Source organism: Rhizorhabdus sp., from assembly GCF_018006725.1.
Lineage (GTDB): Bacteria > Pseudomonadota > Alphaproteobacteria > Sphingomonadales > Sphingomonadaceae > Rhizorhabdus.
The window spans coordinates 1-8,635 of sequence record NZ_JAGMXV010000195.1; the positions used below are offsets into that span (position 1 = coordinate 1).

Consider the following 8,635-nt stretch of genomic DNA (forward strand, 5'->3'; position numbering starts at 1 on the left):
GGGGAAATGGTCGGCGCGGTAGAACAGCCCGCGCTCGGGCAGGCTTTCGGGCGTGACGCGGCGCCCTTGCGTCGCGGCGACGCGGGCGAGGTCATCCTCGAGCGTCCCCTGCCCCTTGCCCACGAGCACGACGTCACGCGCGCGGCCCGCCGTCTGGAGGATGTCGATGTCGAGGGTCGCGACGGTCTTCTCGAGCGGATGGACCGGATTGGCCGCATAATATTCGGACCCGAGCAGGCCGCGCTCCTCGGCCGTCCAAGCGGCGAAGATCACCGATCGATCGGGTCGCGGCCCCGCCGTCATGCCCCGCGCGATCTCAAGCAGTGCCGCCACTCCCAACGCGTCGTCATTGGCTCCGGCGCGGTAGATTCGGCCCTGCGCATCGGGCTTGCCTGCGCCATAAGCATCCCAATGCGCGCCGTACATCACGGCCTCGTCGGGGCGTGTGGCACCCGGCAGGCGGGCGAGGACATTGTGGCTCACCACCTCCTCATGCGCGACAGGCACGTCCGCGTCGAAGCGTACGCCCTTTAGTTCGATGGGCTTGAAGCCTGCCGATCGCGCTGCTCGCGACAGCTGCGCAAGATCCAGCCCCGCCGCAGCGAACAGCGATTCCGCCGCCGGCGCAGCGAGCCAGCCCTGCAGCGCAACGCTGGTGAGTTCCTCCGGCTTGCGGACGATGTCGTAATTCTCGCCGCCCGCGCTGATCGCGACGTTCCAGCCATAGCCCGCGCCGGCCGTATCGTGGACGATCAGGGCGCCGATTGCGCCCTGCCTGGCAGCCTCCTCGAACTTGTAGGTCCAGCGGCCATAATAGGTCATCGTCCTGCCGCCGAATTTGCCGGCGACAGGCTCCTTCGCGCCGGCCGCGAAGTCGGGATCGTTGACCAGGAAGACGATGACCTTGCCCTTGAGGTCGACGCCCTTGAAATCGTCCCAGCCGCGCTCCGGCGCCTTCACGCCATAACCGACGAACACCACCGGAGCGCCGACGATCTTCGCCATATCGTCGGGCCGCACCGTCGAAAGATGAACATTACCGCTTTGGGTCAGCGCCAGATCGCCCTTCGGCGTGATGAAGCGGAGCACACGCGGCGCATCCAGCTTGGTGTGCAGCAGCGGCACCCGCTGAACCCACTGGCCGTCCGCTCCGCCCGGCTCCAGACCCAGCGCCTCGAAGCGCGACACCAGATAGCCGATCGTCCGGTCTTCCCCGCGCGTTCCGGGCGCGCGGCCCTCGAACAGGTCTGAGGCGAGCGTGCGGACGGTCTGCGTCAGGCGGGTCGGATCGATGTCCGGAGCAGCGCTGGCGGTATGCGGAACGGCGGCGACGAGCGCCGAAGCGGCGAGGAGGGTATGAAATATGCGCATGCAGCGACTTTAGGCCGCAGCGGCTGCCACGCAAGGGAGTGAGGTGCCAGAGGATCTGTAAGCCGGGTTCTGTCCACCGGCCGAGGCCGGATGGGCGATCATTCCTCTAGGACCGCGCTTGCACGCGGCCTCCAGCAATCAACCCGGACGACCGGGCGGAGTAGCCCATGCGCCGTCCCTATTCGATCTTGCTCCCGGTGGGGTTTACCATGCCGTTCCCGTTACCGGGCCCGCGGTGCGCTCTTACCGCACCCTTTCGACCTTGCCCGAAACCCTCGCGGGTCCGTCGGGCGGTTTGCTTTCTGTGGCACTGTCCCTGGGGTCGCCCCCGCCGGGCGTTACCCGGCACCGTCACTCCTTGGAGCCCGGACTTTCCTCCCCGCCCTGCGGCGCGGCGATCGCCCGATCCTCTGGCACGCCGCCCCGATAGCGGGTTGGCCGGTCATGCTCAAGCGCTGCACGGGTTGCGCATGATCGGCAGAATTGATCGGTTAGGGCATATCGAAAGAAGGGATTGGCAAAAGAACCGAAGCCTGAGATTACGTAATGATGTATCATCCACAAAGCCCTCCACCGCCGAATCCAGCGAATGCGCCGAGCCACCGCTTCTTTTCCGGGATCGGCCTCACATCCGGGATGCGAATCCTCGATGTCGGTTGCGGTACTGGCGACCTCTCCCGTCTGGTGGCCAGACTGGCGGGGCCCGATAGCGTCGTCGTCGGTATCGATCGCAGCGAAGAAGCACTCGCCACGGCGCGGGAGGCCGGCGCGGAGCCCGAAGAATCTCCGGTCGAATATCATCGGGTCGATCTGGCCAGCGCCTTACCCGCCATCGGGAAATTCGACGCCATCGTCGGACGGCGGGTCCTGATGTATCTGCCCGATCCAGCGACAACCCTCCGCGACCTGGCCTTGTTGGCCAGGCCCGGCGCCATCCTCGCATTTCAGGAGCATGCTCGATCGGGACTTCCTGCCGCCACGGCAGAAGCAGCGCTTCATCGGCAACTCTATGACTGGATGTGGGACACGGTGGACGCCGAGGGGGGAGATACGACCCTGGCGTTGCGCCTCGGAGAGCTGATGCGCTTGGCGGGCCTCCAACCCGCAGCCACGCTGAGCGAAGCCGTGCTCCTGCAGCCTGGAGCGCCCTCCTTTCTGCCGACTCTGGTGCAGGCCATGCTTCCCCGAATGATCGCGCACGGCATAGCGTCGGCGGGCGAAGTGGATCTCGCCACCCTAGCTGATCGGCTGACAGAGGAGCACAGCGCGATCGGCGGGACGATCGTCTGGGATCTCGCCTTCCTGGTGTCGGCGCGCCGCTCTGAATGCTAGGCGCCCTTCGTCCCGTTACGCCGCAGGCTCGCGATCCAGCAGCAATCGCAGCAGGATCGCGCGGCACTCGCCGTCAGCGATGCCGTCGATCGTCTCGGGGCGGAAGCGGCGCTGGAAGGCGGTGACAGCGGCGGGGCCGTCGGTCACGTCATAGCCGAAACGTTCGAGCGCGAGCAGGAAGCCGCCCGGCGTCCAGTGCGGATCGGCAAGATTCCGGCGTGGGCGCGGCAATGCGAGGCCCAGCCGAGCCAGCGTCTCCCAGTCGAACAATTCGCCCGGATCCTGCTTTCGTGCAGGCGCGACGTCCGAATGTCCGACGACGTTCGCCGGCTCGATACCGTATCGCGCCACGATATCGGCCACGAGTGGGACCAACGCGTCCATCTGGCTGCCCGGAAAGGGCCGATAGCCGAGTTCGTGGCCCGGATTGACGATCTCGATGCCGATGCTGGCCGAATTCACGTCGCTGATCCCGCGCCACAGCGCTTTGCCTGCATGCCAGGCGCGACGGTCCTCGGCGACGAGGCGCATCACCTGTCCATCCTCGGCGACCAGATAATGGCTCGACACCTTGGCCTCGGCATCTGTCAGCCGGGCGATGGCCGAAGCCGCGTCCTGCATGCCGGTATAGTGGAGCACCAGCATCGTGACGGGCAACGTCCGCTCGTCATGATTTGGCGAGGGGCAGTCGATGATCGCGTTCATGACACCGGATTAGGCGTAGCCGAGCCCCGCAGCAATGGCCGTGCGAGGCGCCGCGACCGTCAGGCGGCATCGGCTCTTGGCTGGCTGCCGAACGCCGCAGGGCGGTAAACCATCTGCATGTGGGGATCATGGACGAAGCGGGCCGAACAGCCGAGCGCCGTCTCTCCCGCCCCCAGCAGCAGCGCGCCGTCGGGCGCGATCGCCAGCGACAGTCCGTCGAGCAACTGGCGTCGGCGTTCGGGCGAGAAATAGAGCAGCGCGTTGCGACAAAGGATGATGTCGAACCGACCTCCAGCGGGGGGCGGCCCGAGCAGATTGTGCCGGCCGAAGGTCACCATCGAGGCAAGTTCGGCCTTCACACGCCAGCCCTGATCGAGAACGGGGTCGAACCATGAGACGAGTTTCCTAATGGGCAGGCCGCGCTGGACCTCGAATTGGGAGTAAAGCCCGGTGCGGGCCTGCTGGATGGCTGCGCGCGAGATGTCGCTACCGAAAATCTCGATCCGCCAGCCGGCCCAGATCTCCGCCTGCTCGGCGAACAGCATCGCCAGCGAATAGACCTCCTGGCCGGTCGAACAGGCCGCCGACCAGATCCGGATCCGCCGGTCCCCCGCACGGTCGGTCCGCAGGCGTGGCAGCAGGCTCTCGGTAATCTGTGCGAATGCGCCGGTATCGCGGAAAAAGCTGGTTTCGTTGTTGAGCAGTGCATCGATCATGTCGAGCGACAGCTCCGGATCTGAGCCGCGATCGATAAGGCAGGCGAGTTGGTCGATGCTGCAAAGCCCTCGATCGCGGCATAATGGCGAGAGCGTGGTACCGATCCGCCAGAAGCGTTCGGGCGCCAGGCTTTGTCCGGTGGCCTGCTCGAACCGGCCCGCAATGATCTGCGCAGCGCGCAGGCTTACTTCCATGCCGCACCCGCTTCACGGGCACAGACATGGCGGGCCAGATCCTCGGGCGGCAGGACGAGCGAAGCAAGTCCTGCCTGCGCAACCGAGCCGGGCATCCCCCAGACGACCGAACTGCCCGAATCCTGCGCCAGTATTTCTCCGCCGGCGCGAACGATCGCCTCTGCACCGATCGTTCCATCGCGCCCCATGCCGGTCAGGACCACGCCGACACCGTCGTCACCGAACATCTGGGCCACCGCTTCGAACATCGGATCGACCGAGGGCATGCAGCGGCTCGGCGCAGGCGCCGTGTCGATATGGACGACGATGCGGGACGCCTTGCGCGCCAGCCGGATGTGCCCCTCGCCCGGTGCGACCAGTATCTCGCCAGGAACCAGCGGAGCGCCTTCGGCCGCGACCGAGGTCGGCCGACCGGCGATGTCGCGGAGCTGCGCGGCGAAATAGGGCATGAACGGCGGCGGCAGATGCTGGGTGACCAGGATCGGCGCTCGAAAATCCGGGGCAAGACCGCGCAGGAACGCGGACAGCGCGTGCAGCCCGCCGGTCGAAGCACCGATCGCCAGACAGGAGACGTGACCGGTGCGCACCTGACGCAGCGGCACGATCGGCGCAGGCGTGGCGGGGCGATGCGCATTTTCGCGAACACGCCCCTCTCCCCGGCCCGGCCGCGCAGCGGCGTGGCCAATCCGGGTCAGAGCGTCGACGAACTTCTGTGCAAACTCACCGGCGAAATTCCCCGCGGTCGGCTTCAGCAGCGTGTCTGCAGCCCCCAATGTCAGCGCACGGATCGTCGCAGATGCGCCGGCTTCGGCCGCCGACGATACGATCAGGACGCGCGCGCCGTCGCTTGCAGCCAATATTTCGGGAAGCGCGGTCAGCCCGTCCTTGCCGGGCATTTCGACATCGAGCACCACGATGTCGATGTCCTGACCGCCCAGAAACTCGATCGCATGATCGGCCGTCGGGGATGCGCCAGCAATCTCGAACTCGGAATGGCCATCGAGCAGGCGCGCGAGAACCGTCCGGGCGACCAGCGAATCATCGACGAGGAGTACCCGGATCGGGCGCGAGGAAGACGCCCCCATATCCGGAGGCCCCGATCGAACGCTACCGGTCAGCCCAGCGCGGACCATAGGTCAGGCGACGCCCACCAGTTGCAGCTTGCTCTCGAGCGTCTCGCGATCGAACGGCTTCATCATATATTCGTCCGCGCCGGCCTCGATCGCCGCCTTGATGTGGGCGAGATCATTTTCGGTCGTGCAGAACACCACCTTGGGTCGGGAGGGGAGATCGGCCGCGCCGAGCGAACGGAGGAATTCCATCCCGCTCATCACCGGCATGTTCCAGTCGAGCAGGATCACGTCAGGCAAGGTGCCGGCACTGCACCGGTCGAGCGCCTCGCGCCCGTCGCCGGCTTCCTCCACCGCAAAATGCAGCGCTTCCAATATGTGACGGGCGACCTTCCGTATCACCTTGGAGTCGTCAACCACGAGGCAGGTCTTCATGTACCGTCTTCCATAATGGGCAGGCTTGCGATGCAATTTAGAACGATCGGGGTAAGCGTCGCGTTAACGCGGCATCAGGCGGCGAGGTCGAGCGGGCCGGCGACGATGCGGGCGATGTCGATCAGCAACAGTGGCTCGCCGTCCAGTTCGAGCGCGCCCCGGATATGCGACGACCAGCCCGGGGTCAGCAGCGCGCGCGGCGCAGCAGGCGCACCATCGATCACCACCACATCGTCGACGTCATCGACCAGCATCGCGTAGAGATGGCCGTCGACATGGACGATCACAGCCTGGTCGCCATGGTCGAATGCCCGTGTCTCACCCAGCGCGGGCAGCGGATCGATCACGGTCAGCACCCGGCTGCGCAGTGCGAACAGCCCCCGAACATGCGCAGGCGCACAGGGAACGGCCGTAATCTCGTCGACCTCGACCACCGATTCGACACAGGCCGCCGGCAGCAGGGCGCGCTGTCCGCCGATCACGATGCTCAGATAGAGATTGTCCATGATCAGGCGCTCCGTCGATTCCAGTGTCGGCGCAGCTGCGCGGCCAGCCCGACGCGATCATAGCGCCACAGGCTGTCGGGCGATGCGCCTCGATCGTCGGCCATCGGTCGCAGCTTGAGCACAGGCGAGTCGCCGGCGGACGGTGCCGGCACGCCGTCGGGCAGGATGATCAGATCGGCGGCGCCCTGAACCGCGTCGCGGTCGAACACGACCGTGTAGCCGGCGCCCTCGACCAATGGCGCCAACACCTGCCGCGTCCACGGATCATCGTCGGACAGCAGGCATACGGGCCGTTCCTCGGGCAACGGTTCCACCCCCAGCCCTTGGGAGAACAACCAGAAAGCATCGATGAACTCGACGGGCTGGTCGTCGATCAGCATGACCCCGGCCACCGGCCCCGGTACGGCGCTGGGCTGGAGATCGATCGTGACCGGCACGATGTCGATCACCGTGTCGATCGCATAAGCGAGATCCTCGGCGCCGTCGCGCATCCGCAGAACGCGGAACTTCGCTTCGACGATCGGCGCACCACAGGACAGCATCGGAATCAACCGACCATCCATGTTGAGCCGCATCCGGCCCGCGCTGTTGCTAACCGATGAGGTGAAGCAGTCCTCGATCCGCTCGACCAAGGCCAGCGGGATGCCACGCTGCACCCCGTCGAGGTCGCGGAAGAGCAGCACCGGCACCACGCCGCTATCCTGGACCTCTTCTTCCGGTTCCTCGGCCGTGAGTTCGGCGACGGCAGCTCCATCCTGAAGCACGCCGGCCCGATCGGCAATACCGGCTACGTCCAGCAGCAGCATCGGCCGGCTATTGTCGGGCAGAGTCGTGCCGCCATAGACACCGCAGGCCATGACGACCGGCGCAGCCGGCTTGACCACGAGCTCTTCATGGTCGTGGACCGCCTCGACCGCCAGCGCATAGCGTGCGCCCCCGGACAGCTTCAACACGACCAGATTGGCCGGTTCCGCGCGCGGCAAAAGATCGAGTACCGCACCGAGCGAGACGACGGGCAAACGCTGTCCTCGAATATGCACGATATCCGCACCGCCCAGCTTGCCCATGCGCACGGCCTGAGCGCCGATGCGGACGATTTCGTCGATCGCGGAGCGGGGAATGGCGAAATGCTGCCCGCCACTACTGATAGTAAGTGCAGGAATGATGGTCAGAGTCAGCGGCACGCGCAATGTGAGCCGGACGCCAAGACCAGGCCGACTGTCGACTTCGACAAGGCCGCCGATCTTTTCGACATTGGCGCGAACCACGTCCATCCCGACACCGCGGCCCGAAATCGCCGTGACCGCATTGGCGGTCGTGAGGCCGGGTTCGAAGATAAGGTCGAGCTTCCGCTCCCAGCTGAGCGCTGCGGCCTTCTCCGCCGGCACCAGGCCGAGGCTCACCGCTTTCTCGGCCAGCCGCTCGCCGTCGATCCCGCGGCCGTCGTCGATCACTTCGATCAGGATCTGGTTGCCCGACTGGCGGGCGCTGACATGCAACCGTCCGGCCAGGGGCTTCCCTGCCGCCACGCGGAGTTCGGAAGGCTCGATGCCATGGTCGATCGCATTGCGAACGATATGGGTTAGCGGGTCGCGGATCATCTCGATCATCTCGCGGTCGAGTTCGACGTCGCCGCCGTCGATCTCCAACTGCACCTGCTTGCCGAGTTCCGCCGACACGTCGCGGACCATACGCGGTAGCGCAGCGAACAGCGTCTCCACCCGCGCCATCCGGGTGCGCGTGATCGCATCGCGCATCTCCGCGATACAAAGCGACAGTCTTTCGAAGGCCACTTCCGTGGCGGATTCCGCCTGGCTGTCGCGCAACCGTCGGGCCAGTTCGTTGCGTGCCAGCACCATGTCGGAAACACCCGCCATCATCCGGTCGAGCAGATCGACGGGCAAGCGGATGGTGCGCGCCACGCTGCGCAGCTGAGGCGGAGCCGAACCCCGATAGGGTCGATCCACGCCTGCTGCCGGCGAGGGCGCCGTCACGACAGCGTCGATGGTTTCTGGCTGGTCGAGCGGCTCGACCTCGATCTCTTCCGTAACCAGCCCGTCCGCGGTCGCCGGATCAAGCGCCGCGATCAGCCCCTCGTCATCGGCGTCCGCGATCTCGACGCCGCTTTCGAGCTCATCGGTGAGTTCCGCAATCCGGTCGATGACGGCCAGGACGGCGCTGACCAGCGCAGGATCGGGCCGGCGGCGTTCGGCACGGCAATCGGCCAGAACATCCTCCGCAGCATGGCTGAGCCGTTCGAGCCTGGGGAGGTTCAGGAAGCCGCAGCTGCCCTTCACGGTGTGAA

8 protein-coding genes and 1 other RNA gene are annotated in these 8,635 nt (G+C 66.3%); 1 reads left to right on the forward strand and 8 read right to left on the reverse strand.

The genetic code is table 11. The features are described from left to right. Window positions 1-1,371: M20/M25/M40 family metallo-hydrolase (locus tag KAY22_RS20690; protein WP_296625133.1), on the reverse strand; the 1,371-nt coding region annotated here is incomplete at its 3' end. A gap of 42 nt (window positions 1,372-1,413) precedes the next feature. Continuing rightward, window positions 1,414-1,785: RNase P RNA component class A (rnpB, locus tag KAY22_RS20695), an RNA gene on the reverse strand. Window positions 1,786-1,920: 135 nt separating this feature from the next. On the opposite strand from rnpB, the gene KAY22_RS20700 reads away from it, so the two are divergent. Further along, window positions 1,921-2,703 carry a methyltransferase domain-containing protein gene (locus tag KAY22_RS20700; protein ID WP_296625140.1) on the forward strand — a complete coding sequence of 261 codons (783 nt, stop codon included), beginning with the start codon at window positions 1,921-1,923 and terminating at the stop codon, window positions 2,701-2,703. A 15-nt stretch (window positions 2,704-2,718) separates the two neighbouring features. Here KAY22_RS20700 and KAY22_RS20705 read toward each other — a convergent pair whose 3' ends face one another. The 6 genes from KAY22_RS20705 to KAY22_RS20730 all read right to left on the reverse strand — a co-directional run. Continuing rightward, window positions 2,719-3,408 carry an N-acetylmuramoyl-L-alanine amidase gene (locus KAY22_RS20705; protein ID WP_296625134.1) on the reverse strand — a complete coding sequence of 230 codons (690 nt, stop codon included), beginning with the start codon at window positions 3,406-3,408 and terminating at the stop codon, window positions 2,719-2,721. A gap of 59 nt (window positions 3,409-3,467) precedes the next feature. Further along, the gene (locus KAY22_RS20710; RefSeq protein ID WP_296625135.1) at window positions 3,468-4,319 is read right to left on the reverse strand and encodes a protein-glutamate O-methyltransferase CheR; all 852 of its coding nucleotides are present in this window, start codon (window positions 4,317-4,319) and stop codon (window positions 3,468-3,470) included. Beyond that, window positions 4,310-5,404 (reverse strand): chemotaxis-specific protein-glutamate methyltransferase CheB, encoded by a 1,095-nt coding sequence (cheB, locus tag KAY22_RS20715; RefSeq protein ID WP_296625136.1) that lies wholly within the window; start codon window positions 5,402-5,404, stop codon window positions 4,310-4,312. The genes KAY22_RS20710 and cheB overlap by 10 nt, the downstream gene beginning before the upstream one ends. A 51-nt stretch (window positions 5,405-5,455) precedes the next feature. Continuing rightward, window positions 5,456-5,824, reverse strand: a complete 369-nt coding sequence (locus KAY22_RS20720; protein ID WP_296625137.1) for a response regulator — start codon at window positions 5,822-5,824, stop codon at window positions 5,456-5,458. Window positions 5,825-5,898: 74 nt separating this feature from the next. Continuing rightward, window positions 5,899-6,330, reverse strand: coding sequence for a chemotaxis protein CheW (locus KAY22_RS20725; RefSeq protein ID WP_296625138.1), 432 nt, complete (start codon window positions 6,328-6,330; stop codon window positions 5,899-5,901). Between the two features lie 2 nt (window positions 6,331-6,332). Next, window positions 6,333-8,635: chemotaxis protein CheA (locus tag KAY22_RS20730; protein WP_296625139.1), on the reverse strand; the 2,303-nt coding region annotated here is incomplete at its 5' end.